Consider the following 20,317-nt stretch of genomic DNA (forward strand, 5'->3'; position numbering starts at 1 on the left):
GGCACCCACCCATACCTTCCACGTGTGGGTGCCGACCGTTGGTCGGCACACCTCTCAGATCGGGTTCTTGTCCAGGAACGCGCGGATCTCCGGCACCAGCACCTCGTGCTTGTCTTCCAGCACGTAATGCCCGGCATCCTCGAAGGCATGCACCTGGGCCTTCGGCAGCGCGGCCTGGAAACCCTTCAGGAAGTGGTGGTCGAACACGAAGTCGCGCAGGCCCCAGCCGAGGAAGGCGGGGCGGTCGGCGAACGACGGCAGCGCCTTGCCGGCACGCTCCAGCAGCGACCACGCCTTGTCGGCCGGCGACAGCGGGATGTCCTGCATGAAGCGGATGGTGCTGATGCGGTTGGCGTAGCTGTTGTACGGCGACACGTAGGCGCGGCGCACGTCGGCCGGCATCTTCCGCTCCACGCCCAGCCACGAGGCGCCGGACGAGAATGCGTTGAAACTGCGGATGATCCACTCGCCGATCTTCCAGTGGCGGCCCAGCGCGATCTGCCACGGCATCTTCTTCGCGGCCGGCATCGGGAAGGCGGCGGTGTTGAGCACCACCAGGCGCTTCACCTGGTCGTGGTGCGACAGCGCCCAGCCGAAGCCGATCATGCCGCCCCAGTCGTGCACGGCCAGGGTCACCGGGCCGGTGATGCCCAGGTGCTTCAGCAGTGCATCGAGATCGTCCACGCGCGACTGCAGCGTGTATTCGTAGCGGCTGTCGTCCGGCTTGTCCGACAGGCCCATGCCGATGTGGTCCGGCACGATGCAGCGGTACGTGTCCGACAGGCCAGCCACCAGCGTGCGCCAGTAATAGCTCCACGACGGGTTGCCGTGCACCATCACCACCACCTCGCCGTCGCGCGGGCCTTCGTCGAGATAGTTCATCGACAGGCCAGGGCGCACTTCGAAGCGCTGCGGGTGGGCGGGGTAACCGGGGAGATCGCGCATGCGGAGCACCTAAGGAGAATCGCGGCGCGGTGTAGAGCCGAGCCGATGCTCGGCTGCTCTCCGGTCCGCTGCGGAAGAGCCGCGCTGCGCGCGTGAGCCGAGTATGGCTCGGCTCTACAGGAGGTCGGGCAGCGGGCTGCTTACCAGACCACTTCAGCCATCGAACAGTTCAGGCCGGAACCAATGCCCAGAAGCGCGATGCGATCGCCCTTCTTCAGCTTGCCCAGCTGCTTGAGCTTGCTCAGCACGATCGGCACCGAGGCCGGGCCGATGTTGCCGTGCTCGCCGAAGATGGTCATGACCTTCTTCGGGTCGATGCCGAAGTTCTTGATGAACGCGGCAGTGTGCGGCTGGCTGACCTGGTGGATCACGAACTGGTCCAGCTCTTCCACGGCCCAGCCGAGTGCAATCTTGGCGGCGCTGAAGGTCTTCTGCGCCAGCTTGATGCCTTCGATCAGCAGCAGGCGGGTATCGGTGACCATGCGGTCCAGGTTGCCCAGGCACAGCTGGTTCCACTCGGTGGCCGAGCGGGTCACGCCGCCCTTGTAGCGCGGGGCGTCCGGCACCAGTTCCGAGCGCGCCATCACCATGGCCGCAGCACCCGAACCGGTGGTCAGCGCCGCCAGCTCGTTGCGGAAATCGTCAGCGGTGACGTCCGGGGCGGTCATGCGCTCCAGGGTCTTCTCGTACACCAGGTTGGCGGTCTCGCCATCCACCACCAGCGCGTAGTCGATATCACCGCGCTCGATCATGCGCGCCGCGATATCCATGCCGTTGATGAAGGCCAGGCAGGCATTGGCGACGTCGAAGGTCATGCATTCGTCGCTGACGCCGAGGTTGCCGGACACGATGGAGGCCGTGGACGGCTCCAGGTAGTCACGGCTGACCGAGGTGTTGACCAGCAGGCCGACCTGGGTCGCGGTGATGCCCGCGTCTTCCAGTGCCTTGCGGCCGGCCATGGTGGCGGCGTCCGACGCCAGCACGCCGTTGTCCCACAGGCGGCGGGCATGGATGCCGGCGATATCGCCGAGCACGTCGGTGCGGATACCGAGGCGATCCAACGTCGGCTGCAGGCGTTCGTTGATTTCCTTGGTCGTCAGCGTATGCGGCGCGTCGACGTGTGCCAGGCCGGCGATCGAGACATTCTTGAAGAGCATCGAGGTTAGCGCCAAGGCTCAGGCAAAAGGGGGCGCTATTCTATAACCCCCGGGCTTTCACCGCATCTTTACGAATTCAGCCTTGCCCGTATGGTGAAGCGTTCAGCGCGGCGGGCACTGGAAGGCGGCGAAGCGCTGGCTGCCATCGGCCGGGGCCGCAGCGGCCTGCACGGCATTGGCGCCGGCGCTCGGGGCCTCGTTGCGGGCCAGGGTTTCCAGCTCTTCCTGCACCCGCAGCGGGTTGCGGTTGTAGAAGCCGACCTTGCTCTTCACGGTCACCACCACCTCGCCCTTGGCGATGCAGCCGGCGGGAACCGGGCCTGCCGGCAGCACGTGGGTCGCCTTGCCGGCCGGTTCGATCGGCACCCAGGTACAGGCGGTGACGGTGAGCAGCAGGGAGGAAAGCAGCAGAACGCGCATGGGCAGATCCTGGAAGGGTATGGGGGGATTCTGCCTGAACAGCCTGAATCGGGGGTAGCCGGGGGTGGGGTCGGATCCCCCGGTAGCGCCGGGCCATGCCCGGCGAGCGCGCAGCGCGGCCTCGCTGGCCGCCGAAAAACCGCCGGGCATGGCCCGGCGCTACCACAGGAGGCCTGCCCGCCGAGGCGGGCAGGCACATCCCTTACTTCTTGACCGGGTTGCCTTCGGCATCGATCACCGTCACCTCGCCCAGGTTCAGCGCACGCACGGCCGCTTCGGTCTGCTTGAGGTCACCCACCACCACCCAGGTCAGGGCCTGCGGCTTGATCTCGGCAGCGGCCTGCTGCACCTGCGCCGGGGTCATCGCCTCGATCTCGGCCTTGCGGCGCAGCACGTAGTCGTCCGGGCGCTTGAACTGCACGATCGAACCGATGGTCGACGCCACCGCGCTGGCGGTCTCGTAGGCACCGGGCAGGCTCAGCGTCTGGATGTTGCGGATGCGGTTCACCTCGTCGGCGGTGGCCGGCTTGCTGCCATCGGCGAACGCGGCGATTTCCTTGCGCATTTCCGCCATCGCCGGACCGGTCTTGTCGATCTGCACCGGCGCGCTGGCCATCCACGGACGCTGGCCCACCGAGTTGACCGCGCTGCTGCGTGCACCGTACGACCAGTGCTTGTCTTCACGCAGGTTCATGTTCAGGCGCGAGGTGAAGTCACCGCCGATGACGCCGTTGGCGATGTCGAAGCGGGTCGAGCTGGCAGCGCTCGAAGGCGCCACCACCTGGCCGGCGAACAGGTTGGCCTGCACCGCGCCCGGCTGGTCGATCAGGAACACGCGCGGGCCCTTCGGCAGCGCTACGTCGGTGGCCGCCTTCACCTGCGGGGCGTCGCCACTGGCCTTCCAGTCGCCCAGCTGCTTGTCCAGCAGCGGCACGATCTCGGCCAAGGTGGTGTCACCGACCACGATCAGGGTGCCGTTCTGCGGGCGCAGCCAGTCGTGGTGGAAGTCGACCAGGTCTTCGCGGGTCAGGCCATTGATCGCCGCTTCGTCACCGCTGCCGGTGAACGGAATGGCATACGGGTGGCCCTTGCCGTACAGCAGCGGCGGCAGCACGCGCATCGCCACCGCACCCGGGTTGACCTTCTCCTGCTGGATGCCGGCGATCCAGCTCGCCTTGACCCGGTCGATCTCGCCCTGCTCGAAGCGCGGCTCACGCAGCAGGTCGCGGTACAGCGCCAGCGACGGTGCCAGATTTTCCTTCAGCGCCGACAGGTCCACGCTCATCGAATCCAGGCCGGCCGAGGCATTCAGGCTGGCACCCAGTGCGTCGGCGGCATCGGCGAAGGCCAGTGAGCCGAGCTTGCCGGCGCCTTCGGTCATCAGGCTCATGGTGAAGTTGGCGGTGCCCGGCTTGCGGCCCTGGTCGGCGCTGAAGCCGCCCGGGAACTGGTAGCTGAACTGCACCACCGGAATCTCGTGGCGCTCGGCCAGGATCACCTGGGTGCCGTTCTTCAGCGTGGCGCGCTGCAGCGCCGGGAACTTCAGCTGCGGGAACTCGCGGGTCTGCGGCACGCCGGCCTTGCGGTCGACCTGCTCGGGCAGGGTGCTGTACTTGGGGTCCACCGCCGGCACGTTGAACGGCTTCGGCGCCTGGCTCGGGTCTTCCTTCAGCGCCACGCGCTCACCCGGTGCGATCACCAGGGTGTGGCTGCCCGTGTCCAGCCACTGCGCGCCCAGCCGGCTCAGATCAGCAGCACTGGCCTTCTCGATGTTGGCCAGCGAGGTGCGGAAGCAGCCCGGGTCGCCGGTGAACACCGCGCACTCGGCCAGTGCGTCGGCCTTGCCGCCGAAGCCACCAATGCGCTCGATGCCGCGGATGAAACCGGCGCGGGCACCGGTCTTGGCGCGCTCCAGCTCGGCCGCGGTCGGGCCCTGCTTGATCAGCCGATCCAGTTCCTCGTCGATGATCTTCTCGACCTTGGCCGGGTCCTGGCCCTGCTTGACCGTCGCCATGATCACGAAGTTCGAACCCAGCTGCGACGTCGACAGGCCCGACGCGATGCTGTCCACCAGCTTGTCCTGGTGCTGCAGGCGCTGGCTCAGGCGCGAGGACTTGGCACCGCCCAGGACCTGCGCGAACAGTTGCAGCTGATCGACATCGGTGGTGCCGACCTGCGGCACGTTCCAGGCGCGGTAGATGCGCGCCTGCGGCACCTTGTCCGTCATCGTCTCGCGCGTGTCGGCGCTGCGCTTGGCCACGTTCACTGCCGGCTGCGCCATGGTCGGGCCGGCCGGGATGGCGCCGAAGTACTTGCCGACCTTTTCCTTGGCGGTGGCCAGGTCGATGTCGCCGGCCAGCACCAGCACCGCGTTGTTCGGGCCGTACCAGGTGCGGAACCAGGTCTTCACGTCATCCAGCGACGCCGCGTTCAGATCGTTCATCGAACCGATCACGCCGTGGTGGTACGGGTGGCCAACCGGGTACAGCGCCTTGTTGAGCTGGTCCCAGGCCTGGCCGTAGGGCTGGTTCTCGCCCTGGCGCTTCTCGTTCTGCACCACGCCACGCTGCTCGTCCAGCGCCGCCTGGTCGATCGCACCGACCAGATGGCCCATGCGGTCCGATTCCATCCACAGCGCCATGTCCAGCGCGGTGGTGGGCACGTTCTCGAAGTAGTTGGTGCGGTCGGTATTGGTGGTGCCGTTCTGGTTGGTGGCACCGACCTGCTTGAACGGTTCGAAGAATTCGCCGTCGTGGTTTTCGCTGCCCTGGAACATCAGGTGTTCAAACAGGTGCGCGAAGCCGGTACGGCCCGCCGGCTCGTCCTTGCTGCCCACGTGGTACCAGACATTGACCGCGACGATCGGCGCCTTGCGATCGGTATGCACGATCACGCGCAGGCCGTTGGGCAGGGTGAACTGCTCATACGGGATATCGACCTTCGCCGGTGCGGCCGGCTTGGCCGCCAGCGCATGGGAAGGCACAAGCGTGCCCAGGGCGGTGCTGAGGGCGACGGCCAGCAGTGCAGCGCGCGGGCGAAGGGCGAGAGACATATCCGGATCCTTGGTCACATAGGTGAACCCCGATCCTAGCCTGCGCACGCAGCGGCAGGAATCGGCCAGCAGTCACTGGGGGTGTTTGCCCCTGTGCCCCATCCGCGGCGCCGATCTGCCCTGCCTGACCCGTCACATGCGCCCGCCAGGAACGTCCGGACAGTGTCCGCGGCACATCGAATGGACAGGTGTCCGCCCACCGGACACTTTCCGGCGCAAAAAAACCCCTTGTAAATCAACAACTAAAAGTTGGCACGGGGATTGCTTGGTACTTCCTGCGCCAGGAAGGGCTTCAGACGAAAGCTGACTGAAGACTGAACAGATGCAGGAAATCGAAAATTTTCCTTGCACGCCCAGAATCGGTGTACTACCTTACTACCACACCACTGATCACCAACACTAAACAGGCCCCGTCATGAACGTCAAGACCATTGCCATCGCCATCGCCCTGATCGCCGGCACCGCGGTTGTTTCGTCGGTGCAGGCCTCCGAATCCATCAAGACGCTGTCCACCGTGCAGGTCCGCCCGGCCGCCGACCAGCTGGCCCAGCAGGCCTGGGAACAGGCCAGCGGCATCCCGACCCTGGCCACCGTGGAAGTGCGCCCGAGCGCCGACCAGCTGGCCGAGCGCAGCGGCTACGTCGCCGCCCCGGTTGCGGCCGCGATGCCGATCACCACCCTGGCCTCGGTGGAAGTGCGCCCGAGCCTGGAACAGCGCGTCGCCCTGGCCGCCGAACTGGAAGCCCAGCGCTACGCCGCCACCCTGGCCGCCGCCGCCACCAACGTTGCCCACTCGGTCATCGTCAACCTGCCGGCCCTGCAGGTGCGTCCGAGCGCCGCCGACCTGCAGGCCCTGGCCACCGAAACCGCCCAGGTCCTGCTGCGCCCGTAAGCGGTGCCGCCCTGCCCAGCGCAGGGCGTGCGCCGTAAAGGCGGCCGCCGTCGCAGGTACACTGCGCCGATGAATGCCGCGCCCCAGTTCCACGTGATCCTGTTCCAACCGGAAATCCCGCCCAACACGGGCAATGTGATCCGGCTCTGTGCCAACACCGGCGCGCAGCTGCACCTGGTCGAGCCGCTCGGCTTCGCACTGGAAGACAAGCAGCTCAAGCGCGCCGGGCTGGACTACCACGAGTATTCACGCCTGCAGGTGCACCCCGACCTGGATACCGCGCTGGCGCGGATAGCACCGAAGCGGTTGTTCGCCCTGAGTACGCGTGCCAGCGTCCGCTATGACAGCGTGGCCTTTGAAGACGGTGATGCATTCCTGTTCGGCCCCGAAAGCCGCGGCCTGCCGCAGGACGTGCTCGATGCCCTGCCCGATGGCCGCCGCCTGCGCCTGCCGATGCGGCCGGACAACCGCAGCCTCAACCTGTCCAACACCGTTGCCGTGGTGATGTACGAGGCCTGGCGCCAGCACGGGTTTGCCGGCGGGGCGTAACGCCGCAGACCGCTTGTGGTGGGTGCGGACCTTGGTCCGCACAGATGTTTGGCCGCGCGCTGAAGGAATGTGCCAACCAAGGTTGGCACCCACCAAAGGCAGGTCCAGGGGACTGCTGAGAACTTCCGGTGGCTGTGGGCTCCTTCTGGTGGGTGCGGACCTTGGTCCGCACCGACGCCCGGTCGCGCGCTGAAGGAATGTGCCAACCAAGGTTGGCACCTACCAAAAGCAGGTCCAGGGGCCTGCAGAAACTTCCGGAGAGGTGTGCCAACCAAGGTTGGCACCCACCGGAACCAGGTTTCAGAACGCGTTGATGCCGGTCAGTTCGCGCCCGATCACCAGCTGGTGCACGGTCTCGGTGCCTTCATAGGTGATCACCGATTCGAGGTTCAGCGCGTGCCGGATCGCCACATGCTCGGTGGTGATGCCCGCCCCGCCCAGCAGATCGCGACACTCGCGGGCGATGTCGATGGCCATGCGGCAGTTGTTCCACTTGGCCAGGCTGACCTGCTGCGGCTGCAGCTGGCCGGCTTCCTTCAGGCGGCCCAGCTGCAGCGCCAGCAGCTGCGCGGTGGTGATGCGGCGGGCCATTTCGGCCAGCTTGATCTGCGCGCTCTGCGTGGCCGCCAGCGGGCGGCCGAACAGCACGCGTTCCTTGGCGTAGCCCAGCGCTTCATCCAGGCAGGCAATCGCCGCGCCGATCGGGCCCCAGCTGATGCCGTAACGGGCCTGGGTCAGGCAACCCAGCGGTCCCTTCAGGCCCTTCACGTTCGGCAGGCGGTGGCTGTCGGGCACGCGCACGTCGTCGAAGAACAGCGCACCGGTCAACGACGCGCGCAGGCTCATCTTGTGCTTGATTTCCTGCGTGGTGAAGCCGGCCATGCCCTTCTCCAGCACGAAGCCCTGGATGCCGTCCTCGGTCTGCGCCCAGACGATGGCCAGGTCGGCCACCGGGCCGCTGGTGATCCACATCTTGCTGCCGCTGATGCGCCAGTCATTGCCGTCGCGCACCGCACGGGTCTTCATGCTGGCCGGATCGGAACCGCCGTGCGCTTCAGTCAGGCCGAAACAGCCGATCAGTTCGCCGCGTGCCATCGCCGGCAGCCACTGCTGGCGCTGTTCCTCGCTGCCATAGGCGTAGATCGGGTACATGCACAGCGAGCTCTGCACCGACACGAAGCTGCGCAGGCCGGAATCGCCGCGCTCCAGCTCCTGGCAGATCAGGCCGTAGCTGACCGCACCGAGGTCGCCACCGCCGTACTGCGCCGGCAGGGTCGCGCCGAGCAGGCCCAGCGCAGCGATCTCCGGCACCAGTTCATCGGGGAAGCGGGCCTGGTCGAAGGCATCGCCGATGATCGGCAGCACGCGCTCGTTGGTGAAGCGGGCCACGCTCTCCTGCACTGCGCGCTCTTCCTCGTTGAGCAGGGAACGGACATCGAACAGATCGTACGGATGCAAAGCCATGGCACTCACACGCAGTCAGGACCGGGCCATTGTCGGTCATTCGGGGCCGGGACATTACGCTGCGCTGCAGCAATCGTGCGGTGAACGGCGTCTATCTAGCTCGATCACGCGCGTCCCGGTACCCTGACACATTCAAACAACCGTTTCGCCCGTGGCCGCACGCGCGATTCCCAGGCACCGCCGGTGGCCCCGATGCCGGCCCTACCCACGAGTCATGCAATCGATGAGCGCTGAAGCCAACGCCCTGCCCCCGCGTGAAGTAATGGAGTTCGACGTGGTGATCGTCGGCGCCGGCCCCGCCGGCCTGGCCACCGCGATCCGCCTGCGCCAGCGCGCGATCGAAGCCGGCCGCGAGCTGTCGGTGTGCGTGCTGGAAAAGGGCTCCGAACCAGGCGCCCACGTGCTGTCCGGTGCGGTGATGGACCCGCGCGCGCTGACCGAACTGTTCCCGGACTGGGCCGAGCGCGGCGCACCGCTGAAGCAGAAGGTCACCCGCGACGAATTCCTGTTCCTCAGCGAAACCGGCGCACGCAGCACGCCCAACGCGCTGCTGCCGGAGTGCTTCCACAACGAAGGCAACTACATCATCAGCCTGGGTGAAGTGACCCGTTGGCTGGCACAGCAGGCCGAGGCGCTGGAAGTGGCCATCTTCCCCGGCTTCGCCGCCGCCGAAGTGCTGTACGGCGACAACGGTGAAGTGATCGGCGTGGCCACCGGCGACATGGGCATCGAGAAGGACGGCAGCATCGGCCCGGCTTTCGAACGCGGCATGGCGCTGCAGGCGAAGTACACGATCTTCGCCGAAGGCGCGCGCGGCCACCTCGGCCGCCAGCTGATTGCCCGCTACACGCTGGACGAAGGCAAGGACCCGCAGGCCTACGGCATCGGCATCAAGGAGCTGTGGCAGATCGACCCGGCCAAGCATGAGCCGGGCCTGGTGGTGCATGCCGCCGGCTGGCCGCTGGACAGCGATACCTACGGCGGTGCGTTCCTGTACCACGCCGACGGCGGCAAGGTCGCCATCGGCTACGTGGTCGGCCTGGACTACAAGAATCCGTGGCTGAGCCCGTTCGAGGAATTCCAGCGCTTCAAGACACATCCGTCCATCCGCAAGCACCTGGAGGGTGGCACCCGCATCGGTTACGGCGCGCGTGCGATCACCGCCGGTGGCCTGCTGTCGCTGCCGAAGACGGTGTTCCCGGGTGGCGCACTGGTCGGCTGCGAGGCCGGCTACCTCAACGCCAGCCGCATCAAGGGCAGCCACGCGGCGATCAAGACCGGCATGCTGTGCGCCGACGCCGCGTTCGACGCGCTGGCCGCCGACCGCCAGCACGATGAACTGAGCGCCTACCCGAAGGCATTCGAAGCCAGCTGGCTGTTCACCGAACTGCAGCAGGCCAAGAACTTCAAGCAGTGGTTCAAGAAGGGCCAGACCGTGGCCACGCTGATGACCGGCGTGGAGCAGTGGCTGCTGCCCAAGCTGGGCGTGCGCAATCCGCCGTGGACGCTGCACCGCACCCAGCCGGATCATGTCTGCCTGGAACCGGCGTCCAAGCACACCCGCATCGCCTACCCCAAGCCCGATGGCGTGCTGACCTTCGATCGTCTCAGCTCGGTGTTCCTGAGCAGCACCAACCACGACGAGAACCAGCCCAGCCACCTGACGCTGAAGGATCCGAGCATTCCGGTGAAGGTGAACCTGGCCGAGTACGCCGGTCCGGAAGCGCGCTACTGCCCGGCCGGCGTGTACGAGTTCGTCGGCGAAGCCGACAGCGCGCGGCTGCAGATCAACGCGCAGAACTGCGTGCACTGCAAGACCTGCGACATCAAGGACCCCACCCAGAACATCGTCTGGGTGACCCCGCAGGGCGGCGGCGGCCCGAACTATTCGGGCATGTGAGTGCTCCGGGCTGCGACGGCGTGTCGCAGCCCGCCTGCCCCGCAGCGTCGCTATCCTGCCCGCCCATGCGCGCTTTCTGCCTGCCCATCACCGTTGTCGTGGCCCTGGCGGCCACGGCCTGCCAGCGCCCGCCTGCGGCTCCGGCCACGCCGGAACAGGCGCACCAGCAGGCCATGCAGCGCGCGTTTGAACTGTGTGCCGGCTGCCACACCGTACAGCCCGGCGGCATCCACCGCTTCGGGCCGAACCTGCACGGGGTGATCGGTCGTCGCGCCGGCAGCCTGCCCGACTACGGCTACTCCGAGGGCATGCGCCGCGCCGACATCACTTGGACCGCGCAGACCTTGGATGCGTTCCTGCAGTCGCCCACCCACGTGGTGCCCGGCACACGCATGTACAACGCTTTCCCCAGCGCCGAACGCCGCGCGCTGGTGATCGCCTACCTGCAGCAGCAGCCGGCTCAGTGAGCCAGGCGCTGCAGTTGCTGCTGCAGCCGCGCGACGAACCCCGCCACCGCCTCGAACAACGGCTCCGGATCGGTCTCGGCTGCGTCCTGCAGGCGCTCGACCAGGGCATTGGCCTGCCCGGCCAGCACCGTCGCCCCCACCGCACCCAATCCACCGGCCTGGCGATGCAGGTGCAGTGCGGCAGACATGCGGTCACCGGCCTGCACGGCGCGCCGTACGCCCGCCAGATCACCTTCGCTGGCCTGCAACAGGCTGTCGCGCAGCTGCTCGGCCACCGCGCGCGAGCCGAAGCGCCGCTGCAGGCTGTCCAGATCGGGCAGCGTCCCACCATCGTCGGCAACGGACTCGGCCAGCTCCTCAAACGACTGTCCCTGCGCCTGCGGCAACCAGCGCAGCAGCGCGGTACGCAGCGTGGCCAGTGACAACGGCTTGGCCAGCACTTCGTCCATGCCGGCCTCACGGCAACGACGCGCATCGTCGTCCAGCACACTGGCGGTCAGCGCCAATACGGTCAGCCGCGGCTGGCCGTTGCGGCCCTCGCGTTCGCGCAGCAGGCGGGTGAATGCGAAGCCATCCAGCACCGGCATCCGGCAATCGGTGATGACCAGATCGAACGACTCCGACGCCAACCGATCCAGCCCCTGCTGGCCATCGCCGACCAGCACATGCGGCACGCCCAGTTGCTGCAGGCGCCAGGCCATCATCGCCTGGTTGGTCGGATGATCTTCGATCACCAGCACGCGTGCCTCGCGCAGCGCCGGCGGCAGCAGCGCCGCTTGTTCCTGCTCAGCGACCAACGCTTCAACATCACCACTGCTGGCTTCCACCAGCGACAGCCGCACCTCGGCGCGGGTGCCCTCACCCAGCGTGCTGTGCAGCTCCAGCTCGCCATCCATCATCTGCACCAGGCGCTGGCAGATGCTCAGGCCCAGGCCGGTACCACCATGGTCGCGCTGGATATACGCACCGGCCTGGGTGAACGGCGCAAACAGGTGCTGCAGCTTTTCCGGTGCGATGCCGATGCCGGTGTCGGTGACGCTCAGGCACAGCGGCTGGCTGCCGTCCTCGGCGGTCGGCCCCAGCACTTCCAGCTGCAGCCGCACTTCGCCGCGCACGGTGAACTTGATGGCGTTGCTGAGCAGGTTGAACACGATCTGACGCAGGCGCACACCATCCACTTCGTGCGCGGCCGCCAGCTGCGGGTCGATCTGCACGTGCAGGTCCAGCTCACGCGCACTGGCCTGCGCCGACAACAACCGGCACACGCTTTCCAGCAATGGCCGCAGCGGCTGCGGCACCGGTTCCAGGCGCAGCGCGCCGGCCTCCAGCCGCGAGTAATCGAGGATGTCGTCGAGGATCTGCCGTAGCATCTGCGCCGAATCCTCGATCACCCCCAGGATGCGCTGCTGCTCGGCATCCAGCGGCGAATGCGCCAGCACCTCCAGCATGCCCAGCACGCCACTCATCGGCGTGCGGATCTCATGGCTCATGGTTGCCAGGAAACGCGACTTCGCTTCCGCGGCCTGTTCGGCGTCGGCCTTGGCCGCAGTCAGGGCCTCGGCCTGCGCACGCGCCTCGCTGACATCCACCCAGTAACCACTCCAGGTCACCGCACCTGCTTCGGCCGCATAGGGATGGGCCTGGCTGCGCACCCAGCGCGCGCCGGCACCTTCAGGTCGCAGCCGGAATTCCAGAATGAGCGGTGCGAACTGGCGCGCCGCCTGCTCGACCGCATGCAGGATGTGCTCGCGGTCGTCTTCCTCGATGCGCTCCAGCAGGCACGTTGCATCCTGTTCGGCCTGCTGCCGGCTGATTCCGAACAACGCCTGCAGGTCACCGGCAATGAACGGGAAGCTGAGGGTTCCGTCTGCCGCACGGCGCGCCTGATAGACCACGGCGGGCAGGTTGTCGGTGACTTCGGCCAGGCGCTGTTCCAGATGACGTCGCCCGGCCACCTCGCGGCGCAGCCGCCAATGCCCGATGGCGTGCACCAGCAGCGCAGTGAGCAGCACCAGCAGCAGCGGCACGCCCCAGCGCGCCACGCGGGTCCAGTCGAGCCCGTTGCGATATTCGACGGCCAGCCAGTCGCCGCGCAGGGCCTCGCGCTGGCGTGGGGTCATCTGCAGCAGCAGGCGGTCGAAAGTAGTGGCCAGGGCGGCATGGCGGCGCTCGACAGCCAGCACCAGCTGATCGTTGAAGCCAGCCGGTGCGGCCACCTGCAGGCGCCCCGGGAAGCGGCTGCGCAGCAGATGGTCAACCACGGCCAGATTGCCTACATAGGCATCGGCGTCGCCATTGATCAGGCGCTGCAGGGCCTGTTCCGCGCTGCGCGCCGCGATGATCCGGGCCTGCGGTGCCTGCTGCAGCACATAGCCACGCACACGCTCCGGATCGGACAGCAGCACCCGCCTGCCCTGCAGGTCGGACAGGCCCAGCAGCGCCGGGCTGTCACGCTGGCTGACGATCACGTTCGGCACGCTGATGAAGGGCTGGCTGAACACCCAGTCCGGGCCCAGGTAGCGCGAATCGGCAGGAATGCCCATTACCGCCTGCAGCTCGCCGCGGCGTGCCTTCTCGCGCACCTCGTACCAGTCATGGCTGTTTTCCACCTGCAGGTTGGCGCCGGCCTGCAGCAAACGCCGCAGGTATTCGCTGGCCAGGCCGCTGGGTCTGCCATCCTGGTCCGCGAACGACAGCGGCGCCGCGTTCGGCGCGAAGCCGATCTTCAACGGCTGCTCCAGTACCCGCTTCTCGGCCTGGCTCAGCGCCAGCTGTGCCGATGCCGACCACCGCGGAGGTGGCAGCCAGCGCTGCACCAGCGCATCGCGCTGGGCCTGGCTGGTCGCGGCCAGCGCCAGGTCCAACGCTTCGGCCAGCGGCTGCTTGCTGTTGGGAATGCCGAAGTGCAGCCGTTCGGGCGGCAGATCGCTGGGGCGCAGCAGCACGACCCCCTGCAGGTCCTCGCGGGCGATCAGTTCGGTGGCTACGTACGCATTGCCGATGTAAACGTCAGCCTTGTCGTCTCTGACCATCTCCAGCGCCGCCAGCGAGCTGTTTGCGACAAGCTGTCGTGCCCGGGGGAAGCGCGCCCGCACCTGCGGGCCGGTCAGGAAGTCCTGCTCGATCACCACCCGCAGTCCATCCAGGTCGGGGATGTCGGAGGCACGCAGGTCATCCGGGCGTCCCACCAGGGCCAGCGGCGCCTCGCCATAGGCGGCGGTATAGACCATGCAGCGGGTGAGGTCGGCACTGAGACCGACATTCATCACCACGTCGATCTCACCACGACATGCCGCGTCCAGCACGGATGTCCAGTCGGAATAGCGCCTCGCCTCGACCTTCATGCCTAGCTGACGGGCGAGAAGCGACAGATAATCGGGTCCGAGGCCGACCTGCTGGCCATCACGGAGGGACTCGAACGGCGGCCAGCCACTGTCATACTGGCCCACGACGATGCTCGGATGCGCGGCAACGTACTCGCGCTGCAGCGGGGTGAGCGGCAACGGTCCAGGCACCGCCTGTGCCAGCGCCGCAGGCAACGCCAGCACGGCCAGCAGCAGGACCAGCCCGCGAACAGCCCAGCTACGCATCGGCGTCGATCTCCTAGAATCTGCCAGGAGCCGCGATGGTCGCGGCTCGGCCTGCCCGGTGGTCATACTAGAGCATGAGCTTGCGCATCATCATCGCAGACGACCACCCGGTGGTCCGTATCGGTACCCGCGCCGTCATCGAATCGAGCGGGGTTGGCCGCGTGGTCGGCGAAGCCGACAGTGCACAGGCGCTGATGGCCCTGCTTGGCAGCCAGCCCTGCGACCTGCTGGTGACCGACTACTCCATGCCCGGCAGCCCACAGGCCGACGGCTTCGCCATGATCGGCATGATCCGCCGGCGCCATCCCGACCTGCCTGTACTGATGCTCAGTGTCTCCAACAATCTGGCGATCCTGCGCATGGTGCTCGACAGCGGCGTGCTCGGCCTGGTCGACAAGAGTTCGTCGATGGACGAACTGCCGCAGGCCATCCAGTCGGTCTACCGGGGCCAGCCCTACATCAGCCGAAGCCTGCGCGAGCGGGTCGAGGCCGCCGGCAGCTGGCGCATGCGCGAGGGCGACGGCAAGCCGCTGTCGCCACGCGAAGTGGAGGTGCTGCGGCTGCTGGGCACCGGCATGACCGTGAAGGAAATCTCGCTGCAGCTGCACAAGAGCGTCAGCACCATCAGCCGGCAGAAGGGTGACGCCATGCTCAAACTGGGCCTGAAGGGCGACGCCGAGCTGTTCGATTACCTGCGCGACGGCAATATCTGAGAGCCAGATCACAAAGAAGGGCATCTGCCACCGCCCTCTTTGACCCGCCGCCGATCTGTGCCAAGATGGCCCGGCATGAGTTCTCAATGCGAGGTCGAAGGAATCGACCGGCTCATGTCCTCGCTCCCGTCCCTGGTGGATGGGGTGCGGTTTCCTGCCGGCCGTCTGGCCCGGCAACGCTGACCATGGAGAGGCGCATGCATCATTCCCCCAAGCTACGTTGGACCCTGCCGGTGCGACCCCTGCGCGCATTCGCGGCGTGCCTGCTCGTCTCTCTTTCCGCTGCCGCCTGCAGCGCCGCCGATCCGGCCCCCTCGTCCTCCCAGCCCGGCGCTCCTGCGCAGGCTGCCAATGCGCCCCGACAGGATGTTGCCCCGATGCAGACCCCCACCCCCGATGCCGCCGTCACCCCGCCCGACGCGCCGACCGTCATGTATTTCACCTACCAGGTGGACGGCGATGGCGCGACCTCCTATGAGGTCCAGAACGGCAGCGTGGCGACCTTCTGGTTCGGCCACACCTTCATCCTCGATGGCACCACGTACTACACGGGTTTCTCCTGGGATACCCGCGAGCACTACGGCAAGCCGGGCGAGCAGACGCCGGCCGGTCCGGATGACCGCGCCAACCTCGCCGAGGCCACCTTCGTGCTGGCCGGCACCGACGCCAGGAAGCCATGGAAGTTCCGTGGCCAGGAATGGACCATCGGCGCACTGGGCGCGTACGACAAGGCCGACGATGTCGATACCCGGCGCAAGCCACTTGAACATCGCACCGCCGACGGCCGCCTGCTGCTGGCGGTGCCGACCCGCAGCTTCGACCGCGGCATCAGCAGCACCGGCTATGCGCTGCTGCTGTTCAACCCCAAGCGCAGCGAAGACGACGTGGACAGCAAGGTCTGGCGCTATGTCGGCTCGGTGCGCACCGGTGAGGACAACAGCGCGGCCTGCGACGAAGGCAACGTGATGCCCTGCACCGGCAGCGACGGCGAACTGGCCTTCGCTGCCGAGGGCAACGGCCTGCCGCGCCTGACCGTGACCTTCAAGGGCACCACCATCGAAGGCCCCGGCAAGACCCGCGCACTGGGTTCCAGCGACGCCGTGCACTACACCTTCGACAGCGCGACCCAGCAGTACGTCGCGCCCTGATAGCACCCGCCACGCGCGGGTTCCCTGTTGACCGACATGTTCTTGACTCACGGATGAGTCCGGTTGGCGATTCGCGGCATGCGCCGCTCCATCAACCCCGAGGAAAACGTCATGGCACAGCATGACTACAGCAGAAAGGAAGTCCTGGACATCGTCGAGCAGGTCGCCCGGCAGAAAGGCATTCCGGTCGATGACTTCATGCGCTTCGCGCACATCGAGACGGGCGGCACCTTCAACGAGCGCGCCCACAACACCTCGTCCGGCGCCAAGGGCCTGTTCCAGTTCGTGCCCGGCTCCGCGCGCCAGTACCACCTGACCGGCCACGAGTTCGACCCCACCCGCAACACCGAGGCGGCCGCGCAGATGTACCAGGACAACCTGGACTCGATGGCGCGCCGCAACGAGCGCACCGGCAACCCGTACCTGTCCGGTGGCAACACGCCCACCGGCCTGGACCTGTACCTGGCCCACCAGCAGGGCAGCGCCGGCTATGGCTCGGTGCAGACCGCCATTGCCACCGGCACCTTCGGCGTGGTGCGCAACAGCCACGGCGAAGAGATCAACATGCGCCGCAACGTGCTGAACCAGATCGGTTCCGACGCGAAGGCGCTGACCGGCCACACCCTGGCCGAGATGCGCGGCATGAACGATGGCGACCTGGCGCGGACGTTCTCCAGCTACTACATCCACAAGTACGCGGCGATCAGCATTCCGGAAAAGAACATCGAACCGCAGGCGGTGGCGCAGGGCCAGGGCCAGACCGCGGCAGCGCCCGCACAGGTCAGCGCAGCCGTAGCGGCCGGTGCTGCCACGTTGGCGGCAACCGCAACAGCCGCTGCCGCGCCGAAGCCGGGCATCGAACTGCAGGCCGCCTACGAGGCCGGCGTGAAGTACGACCACGTCAAGTACGCCATCAACATCCCGGGTCACGCGCTGTACGTGCCGGGCAAGACCGGCAAGAACGTGGAGCAGGGTTACATCGACTGTTCCGGTTGGGTCGGCACGCTGCAGAACCGGACCATGGACGAGATCAACCAGAAGGCCGGGCATGCGGTGTTCAGCAAGGCTGATCGCATCGACCTGGGCAACCTGGGTTCCGGCGGCATCGTGCGCAAGGCGTTCGACCAGTCCGGCGTGCTGCTGGACCGCGACGCGATCCTGAAGCCCGATGCGCTGAAGGAAGGCATGATCATCGGCCTGGATACGGCCAAGACCCGCCATGAGCACTGGAACGGCATCGACCACATTGTGATGGTGGTGCGCGACCCCAACACCGACAAGCTGCTGATCAGCCAGTCCACCGGCAGCAAGGGCGTGCACACCATGCCGGTCGAGGACTACCTCAAGCAGGTGAAGGAACACCCGAACTGGAAGCTGTACGCCTCCGATCCGCTGTCCAAGGCGCGCGACCTGCTGGAAAACCGCACCCAGTCGCACGAGCAGACACAGGGCAAGCCTGCGGCCGAGCACAAGGCCGCTGCCACCCCGCACGCCGAACTGTACAAGCAGGGTGCGCACAGCGAGGGCGTGCGCAGGGTGCAGGAGCAGCTGGGCCACCTCGGCTACGTCGGTGCCGACGGCAAGCCGCTGGTCGAGGATGGCCGCTTCGGCCGCAACACCGACGCGGCGGTGCGCCAGCTGCAGAAGGACAACGGCCTGGTGGCCGACGGCATTGTCGGGGCGAAGACTCTGGAGGCGATCAAGGACGCACGCGAACGGCCGTTGCTGAACGACGAGCGGCACCCGCGCAATCCATTGTTCATCCAGGCCAGCAAGGGTCTGGAACTGATGCCGGCAGGCACCTTCAAGGATCGCCACGCGCTGGAAAGCGCCGCTGCGGCCCTGACCAAGGAGGCGCATGCCGCCGGCCTGCAGCGCATCGACACGGTGGTGCCGAGCCCGAACGGTGAGCGCCTGTTTGCCGTGCAGGGCACGATCGGTGACCCCGCCGCCAGCCGCGTGGCGGTGGATACCCGTGCCGCCAGCGAGCAGAGCCTGGCACTCAGCAGCGGTGCCGTGCAGGGCGCGCCGAACGTGCTGCACCAGCAGCAGGATGCCCAGCAGGAGCAGGCCCGGCAGGCACAGAAGGCGATGGGCGTCTAAGCCCGCAGCGCCTTGGGAGAGAAGGGAGGGCCACGTCCGCGTGGCCTTTTCCCTTTCTGCCAGCTGAGCGGCCGAGGCCGCTTTCAGCCTTGCTTCATGCCGCCTGCCGCTAGATGAATGCGCAAGCCGCACGGTGGACCAGGCAATGTTCCGGCAATGTTGGAACGCCAGCGTGGTCTCCACGGCAGCCGGGGCGCCCCACGCCCTCCCTGCCCAGCGTGGCATGCACCTCACAGGAGAACGAACATGCTCAGTACTTCCGCACTCAGCTTCCGTGGTCTGGCGATGGCTCTGGCACTGGTGGCCGGTGTGGCCGTGGTCAGCGATGCCAGCGCGATGTCGAGGAAGGACAAGCGCACCCTGGTCGGCGCCGTGGTCGGTGGCGTGGCCGGCAACCTGCTCTCCAACGGCGATCCTGCGGCCACCGTGGGCGGCGCCGTGGCCGGCGGGGCGATCGGCAACCTGACCACCTCCGACCGCCGCGACCGCCGTTACTACGATAATCGTCGTTACGACGACCGCTACGATCGCCGTTACGACCGTGGCTACTACCGCAGCGGCTACTACGACCGCGGTGACGACCGTCGCTGGCAGCGCGAGCGCTACTACGACAACCGCTACTACCACGACCGCGGTCGCCATCGCGGCTGGTAAGCAGCGCGGCATCTCCCATGCCGATGCACGGACGGGCGGGTCGATGACCCGCCCGTTTGCGTTGGCCGCGTGCATGGCGTTGAATGCGCAGCCTTGGATGTGACTTTCCCCACCGGGGCTGCGGCATGACTTCTTCTTCCCACCGCGTGCAGGGCCTCAACAACGACGAGGTCGCTGCCGACTGGCCACCGATCAGCGCGGCGGACATCGCGTGGCTGCGCCGGCGTTACCCGCAGCTGGGCGAGCACAGCCAACCGCGCTGGCACAGCCCCCGACCGCTGTCGGCCGCCGCGATCGTCGACGGTGTGGACGGCGCGGTGTTCATCAAGCGCCACCACCACAACGTGCGCAGTGCGGCCTGCCTGGAAGAAGAACACCGCTTCATCGCCCATCTCGCCGCAGCGGGCGTGCCGGTGGTGCAGGTGCTGCCAGCGGCCGATGGCCACAGCGCCGTCGAGCATGGCGAATGGACCTTCGAGCTGCATGCGGTTGGCGTCGGTGAGGACCTGTACCGCGACGCCGTGTCGTGGTCGCTGCTGACCGATGTCGCACAGGCCCGCGAAGCCGGGCGCGCACTCGCACAGCTGCACCGCGCTGCGGCCAGCTATCACTCGGCGCAGCGCAGCACCCATGTGCTGGTCGCGCGCGACGATCTGATCCGCGCCGACGATCCGGTCGCGGCCATCAAGGCAGGGCTGCACGAGCGCCCCGGGCTGGCCCGCTATCTCGCGCGCATTCCGTGGGAAGCGCAGCTGCAGCGTGACGTGTTGCCGTGGCATGCCGGCCTGGCCAAGCGCCTGCGCGACGAGCCGCGGCTGTGGGCCCACAACGACTGGCATGTTTCCAACCTGCTGTGGCGCGATGGGCAGATCAGTACCGTGCTGGATTTCGGCCTGGCCTCGCCCACCAGCGCACTGTTCGACCTCGCCACCGCGATCGAGCGCAACGCGGTGGCGTGGCTGGAGCTGGAGCGCGGCATGGAGGCGGTGCGCATCGATATCGCGCTGGCCCTGCTCGACGGCTACCGCCAGGTACTGCCGCTGTCGGCGGCACGCGTGCACCTGCTGGCCGACCTGCTGCCGGTGGTCCATTTCGACTTCGCACTGTCCGAAGTGGAGTACTTCGAAGGTGTCACCGGCTCGACCGCGAATGCCGACGTGGCGTGGCAGCCCTTCATGCTGGGGCACCCGGCGTGGTTCCACAGCGCGCCGGGACAGGCACTGCTGCAGGCCCTGCACGCGGCAGCCTGAAGGGCGCCGGCTC

General features: G+C 67.4%; 15 protein-coding genes. 9 read left to right on the forward strand and 6 right to left on the reverse strand.

Translation table 11 applies throughout. The features are described from left to right. Positions 1-54: 54 nt before the first annotated feature. The 4 genes from ACTJJM_RS12970 to ACTJJM_RS12985 all read right to left on the reverse strand — a co-directional run bounded on the left by ACTJJM_RS12970 (position 55) and on the right by ACTJJM_RS12985 (position 5,574). Entirely contained in the window at positions 55-945 is an 891-nt protein-coding gene (locus tag ACTJJM_RS12970) for an alpha/beta fold hydrolase (protein WP_049454289.1), read from the reverse strand. 140 nt (positions 946-1,085) lie between these two features. After that, positions 1,086-2,102, reverse strand: a complete 1,017-nt coding sequence (locus ACTJJM_RS12975) for a 3-oxoacyl-ACP synthase III (protein WP_010487115.1) — start codon at positions 2,100-2,102, stop codon at positions 1,086-1,088. A gap of 102 nt (positions 2,103-2,204) precedes the next feature. Next, positions 2,205-2,522 (reverse strand): DUF4156 domain-containing protein, encoded by a 318-nt coding sequence (locus ACTJJM_RS12980; protein ID WP_423165537.1) that lies wholly within the window; start codon positions 2,520-2,522, stop codon positions 2,205-2,207. 202 nt (positions 2,523-2,724) lie between these two features. Beyond that, the gene (locus ACTJJM_RS12985) at positions 2,725-5,574 is read right to left on the reverse strand and encodes a M16 family metallopeptidase (protein ID WP_440865716.1); all 2,850 of its coding nucleotides are present in this window, start codon (positions 5,572-5,574) and stop codon (positions 2,725-2,727) included. A 415-nt stretch (positions 5,575-5,989) separates the two neighbouring features. On the opposite strand from ACTJJM_RS12985, the gene ACTJJM_RS12990 reads away from it, so the two are divergent. Together ACTJJM_RS12990 and ACTJJM_RS12995 are read left to right on the forward strand one after the other, a co-directional pair. Beyond that, on the forward strand, positions 5,990-6,466 hold the full coding sequence (locus ACTJJM_RS12990) for a hypothetical protein (RefSeq protein ID WP_440865718.1): 477 nt from the start codon (positions 5,990-5,992) through the stop codon (positions 6,464-6,466). A 69-nt stretch (positions 6,467-6,535) separates the two neighbouring features. Continuing rightward, a complete protein-coding gene (locus ACTJJM_RS12995) occupies positions 6,536-7,015 on the forward strand; it encodes a tRNA (cytidine(34)-2'-O)-methyltransferase (RefSeq protein ID WP_005407625.1) in 480 nt (159 codons plus the stop codon). A gap of 300 nt (positions 7,016-7,315) precedes the next feature. Here the strand turns inward: ACTJJM_RS12995 and ACTJJM_RS13000 are convergent, their stop codons facing one another. Further along, a complete protein-coding gene (locus ACTJJM_RS13000) occupies positions 7,316-8,479 on the reverse strand; it encodes an acyl-CoA dehydrogenase family protein (RefSeq protein ID WP_010487123.1) in 1,164 nt (387 codons plus the stop codon). 223 nt (positions 8,480-8,702) lie between these two features. On the opposite strand from ACTJJM_RS13000, the gene ACTJJM_RS13005 reads away from it, so the two are divergent. Together ACTJJM_RS13005 and ACTJJM_RS13010 are read left to right on the forward strand one after the other, a co-directional pair. Then, positions 8,703-10,379: an electron transfer flavoprotein-ubiquinone oxidoreductase gene (locus ACTJJM_RS13005; protein WP_019338386.1), complete on the forward strand. Its 1,677-nt coding sequence runs from the start codon at positions 8,703-8,705 to the stop codon at positions 10,377-10,379. Positions 10,380-10,444: 65 nt separating this feature from the next. Continuing rightward, entirely contained in the window at positions 10,445-10,846 is a 402-nt protein-coding gene (locus ACTJJM_RS13010) for a c-type cytochrome (protein WP_019338385.1), read from the forward strand. On the opposite strand, the gene ACTJJM_RS13015 is transcribed toward ACTJJM_RS13010, so the two are convergent. Next, positions 10,840-14,436: an ATP-binding protein gene (locus tag ACTJJM_RS13015; RefSeq protein WP_010487128.1), complete on the reverse strand. Its 3,597-nt coding sequence runs from the start codon at positions 14,434-14,436 to the stop codon at positions 10,840-10,842. The genes ACTJJM_RS13010 and ACTJJM_RS13015 overlap by 7 nt on opposite strands. A gap of 74 nt (positions 14,437-14,510) precedes the next feature. On the opposite strand from ACTJJM_RS13015, the gene ACTJJM_RS13020 reads away from it, so the two are divergent. From ACTJJM_RS13020 to ACTJJM_RS13040, 5 genes are all read left to right on the forward strand, one after another. Beyond that, positions 14,511-15,149, forward strand: a complete 639-nt coding sequence (locus ACTJJM_RS13020; RefSeq protein WP_010487129.1) for a response regulator transcription factor — start codon at positions 14,511-14,513, stop codon at positions 15,147-15,149. Positions 15,150-15,526: 377 nt separating this feature from the next. Beyond that, positions 15,527-16,297 carry a hypothetical protein gene (locus ACTJJM_RS13025; protein WP_440865722.1) on the forward strand — a complete coding sequence of 257 codons (771 nt, stop codon included), beginning with the start codon at positions 15,527-15,529 and terminating at the stop codon, positions 16,295-16,297. Between the two features lie 111 nt (positions 16,298-16,408). Then, positions 16,409-18,400: a peptidoglycan-binding protein gene (locus ACTJJM_RS13030; protein ID WP_043400719.1), complete on the forward strand. Its 1,992-nt coding sequence runs from the start codon at positions 16,409-16,411 to the stop codon at positions 18,398-18,400. Positions 18,401-18,646: 246 nt separating this feature from the next. Beyond that, positions 18,647-19,054 carry a glycine zipper 2TM domain-containing protein gene (locus tag ACTJJM_RS13035; RefSeq protein WP_005411889.1) on the forward strand — a complete coding sequence of 136 codons (408 nt, stop codon included), beginning with the start codon at positions 18,647-18,649 and terminating at the stop codon, positions 19,052-19,054. A gap of 125 nt (positions 19,055-19,179) precedes the next feature. Further along, positions 19,180-20,304 (forward strand): phosphotransferase enzyme family protein, encoded by a 1,125-nt coding sequence (locus tag ACTJJM_RS13040; protein ID WP_043400689.1) that lies wholly within the window; start codon positions 19,180-19,182, stop codon positions 20,302-20,304. Positions 20,305-20,317 lie beyond the last annotated feature (13 nt).

This window comes from Stenotrophomonas sp. 22692 (genome assembly GCF_052045015.1).
Taxonomy (GTDB): domain Bacteria; phylum Pseudomonadota; class Gammaproteobacteria; order Xanthomonadales; family Xanthomonadaceae; genus Stenotrophomonas; species Stenotrophomonas geniculata.

What these genes read in the sequence shown, in the direction of transcription:
- ACTJJM_RS12970 (WP_049454289.1), bottom strand. Translation starts at nt 945, where the DNA reads ATGCGCGATCTCCCCGGTTACCCCGCCCACCCGCAGCGCTTCGAAGTG.
- ACTJJM_RS12975 (WP_010487115.1), bottom strand. Translation starts at nt 2,102, where the DNA reads ATGCTCTTCAAGAATGTCTCGATCGCCGGCCTGGCACACGTCGACGCG.
- ACTJJM_RS12980 (WP_423165537.1), bottom strand. Translation starts at nt 2,522, where the DNA reads ATGCGCGTTCTGCTGCTTTCCTCCCTGCTGCTCACCGTCACCGCCTGT.
- ACTJJM_RS12985 (WP_440865716.1), bottom strand. Translation starts at nt 5,574, where the DNA reads ATGTCTCTCGCCCTTCGCCCGCGCGCTGCACTGCTGGCCGTCGCCCTC.
- ACTJJM_RS12990 (WP_440865718.1), top strand. Translation starts at nt 5,990, where the DNA reads ATGAACGTCAAGACCATTGCCATCGCCATCGCCCTGATCGCCGGCACC.
- ACTJJM_RS12995 (WP_005407625.1), top strand. Translation starts at nt 6,536, where the DNA reads ATGAATGCCGCGCCCCAGTTCCACGTGATCCTGTTCCAACCGGAAATC.
- ACTJJM_RS13000 (WP_010487123.1), bottom strand. Translation starts at nt 8,479, where the DNA reads ATGGCTTTGCATCCGTACGATCTGTTCGATGTCCGTTCCCTGCTCAAC.
- ACTJJM_RS13005 (WP_019338386.1), top strand. Translation starts at nt 8,703, where the DNA reads ATGAGCGCTGAAGCCAACGCCCTGCCCCCGCGTGAAGTAATGGAGTTC.
- ACTJJM_RS13010 (WP_019338385.1), top strand. Translation starts at nt 10,445, where the DNA reads ATGCGCGCTTTCTGCCTGCCCATCACCGTTGTCGTGGCCCTGGCGGCC.
- ACTJJM_RS13015 (WP_010487128.1), bottom strand. Translation starts at nt 14,436, where the DNA reads ATGCGTAGCTGGGCTGTTCGCGGGCTGGTCCTGCTGCTGGCCGTGCTG.
- ACTJJM_RS13020 (WP_010487129.1), top strand. Translation starts at nt 14,511, where the DNA reads ATGAGCTTGCGCATCATCATCGCAGACGACCACCCGGTGGTCCGTATC.
- ACTJJM_RS13025 (WP_440865722.1), top strand. Translation starts at nt 15,527, where the DNA reads ATGCAGACCCCCACCCCCGATGCCGCCGTCACCCCGCCCGACGCGCCG.
- ACTJJM_RS13030 (WP_043400719.1), top strand. Translation starts at nt 16,409, where the DNA reads ATGGCACAGCATGACTACAGCAGAAAGGAAGTCCTGGACATCGTCGAG.
- ACTJJM_RS13035 (WP_005411889.1), top strand. Translation starts at nt 18,647, where the DNA reads ATGCTCAGTACTTCCGCACTCAGCTTCCGTGGTCTGGCGATGGCTCTG.
- ACTJJM_RS13040 (WP_043400689.1), top strand. Translation starts at nt 19,180, where the DNA reads ATGACTTCTTCTTCCCACCGCGTGCAGGGCCTCAACAACGACGAGGTC.